1 protein-coding gene is annotated in these 1,977 nt (G+C 71.0%); it reads right to left on the reverse strand.

Annotated elements, in window-relative coordinates; all coding sequences use genetic code 11:
• The coding region (locus tag AB0D04_RS42625) for a type I polyketide synthase (RefSeq protein WP_362712873.1) at nucleotides 1-1,977 on the reverse strand (1,977 nt) is incomplete at both ends.

Below are 1,977 nucleotides of genomic sequence, written 5' to 3' on the forward strand. Positions count from 1 at the left end.
AGCACCAGTTCCACCAGCGCCGTGCCGGGCACCAGCACGGACCCCAGCACCACATGATCCGCCAGCCACGGATGCGAAGCCACGGACAGCCGCCCAGTGAACAACAAGCCGCCCGAGCCCGCCAGTTCCACCGCCGCGCCCAGCAGCGGATGCCCGGCCGAGTCCAGGCCCGCGGACCGCACATCGCCCAAGCGCACCGCCCCGCCCGACGGCCAGAACCGCTCGTGCTGGAACGCATACGTCGGCAGATCCACCCACCGCGCACCCGAGCCGGCGAACTGCGCCGCCCAGTCCACGCTCGCGCCCCGGACGTACAGCTGCGCCAGGGCGCCCAGCAGCGCCACCTCCTCGGGCCGGTCCTTGCGCAGTACGGGAGCGAGCACGACGTCGTCCGGTAGCGACTCCTGTGCCATCGCCGACAGCACACCGTCCGGGCCGAGTTCGAGGAAGCGCGTCACCCCCTCTGCGTGCAGAGTGCGTATCCCGTCCGCGAAACGCACTGCCTCGCGGACGTGCCGGACCCAGTAGTCGGCCTGGCCGAGCTGTTCGGGCTCGGCGAGCCGGCCCGTCAGGTTCGACACGACGGGGATCGTCGGCGTGCCGAAGGACAGCCGAGCCACCACCGCGCGGAAGTCGGCCAGCATCGGTTCCATGAGCGGCGAGTGGAAGGCGTGCGAGACCCGCAGCCTGCTGGTCTTGCGCCCCTCCCCCTCGAAGTACGCCGCGAGGGCGAGCACCGCGTCCTCGACACCGGAGACCACCACCGACGACGGACCATTGACCGCCGCGATCGACACCTCCCTCGTCAGGTGCGCAAGGACCTCCTCCTCCGTCGCCCGGATCGCCACCATCGCCCCACCGAGCGGAAGTTGCTGCATCAGCCGACCCCGGGCCGCCACCAGCGCGCAGGCATCCGGGAGGGAGAAGACACCCGCCACATACGCCGCGGCGACTTCACCGATCGAATGTCCCGTCACGAAGTCGGCGCGCACGCCCCACGACTCCGCCAACCGGTACAGCGCCACCTCGATCGCGAACAACCCGGCCTGGGCATAAGCGGTCTGGTTCAGCGGCTCCGCCGCCTCGCCCCAGACCACCTCCCGCAGGGGACGATCCAGATGCTCGTCCAAAGCGGCACACACCGCGTCGAACGCCTCCGCGAAGACCGGATAGCGGGCATACAACTCCCGGCCCATGCCGAGCCGTTGCGATCCCTGACCCGAGAACAAGAAGGCCGTCCTTCCCGCATCGGACGGGCCGTCCACCAGACCGGCGTCGGCCTCGCCCACCGCGAGTGCGGACAGGGCGAGCACCAGTGCGTCGCGGTCCTGGCCCCACACCACCGCACGGTGGGGGAAGCTCGACCGTCCGGTCACCAGGGAGTGGCCGATGTCCCGCGCGGACCGCGCTTCGCGGCCGGCGACGAGGGGCAGCAGTCGTGCCGCCTGGCCACGCAGCGCGGCCTCGTTCCTGCCGGAGAGCACCCACGCCAGCGCGCCGGGCTCGGTCATCGGGGTGTCCGGTTCGGCGTCCGCGGCGATCGGTTCGGGCTGTTCCAGGATCACGTGCGCGTTCGTACCGCTGATGCCGAAGGAAGAGACACCCGCACGGCGCGGCCCCTCCCCCTGCGGCCACTCCGCCGCAGAGGACAGCAGCTCAACGGCACCGGCACTCCAGTCCACGTGCGCCGACGGCTCATCGACATGCAACGTCCGCGGCAACACACCGTGCCGCATCGCCAGCACCATCTTGATGACACCCGCAACACCCGAAGCCGCCTGCGCGTGACCGATGTTGGATTTCACCGAACCCAGCAGCAGTGGACGGTCCTGCGGCCGCTCCTGACCGTAGGTGGCCAGCAGTGCCTGGGCCTCGATGGGATCGCCCAGCGCCGTGCCCGTACCGTGCGCCTCCACCGCGTCCACATCCGCCGCCGACAACCCCGCACTGGCCAACGCCTGCCGGATCACCCGCTGC

It is taken from the genome of Streptomyces sp. NPDC048483 (assembly GCF_040651455.1).
Taxonomy (GTDB): Bacteria; Actinomycetota; Actinomycetes; order Streptomycetales; family Streptomycetaceae; genus Streptomyces.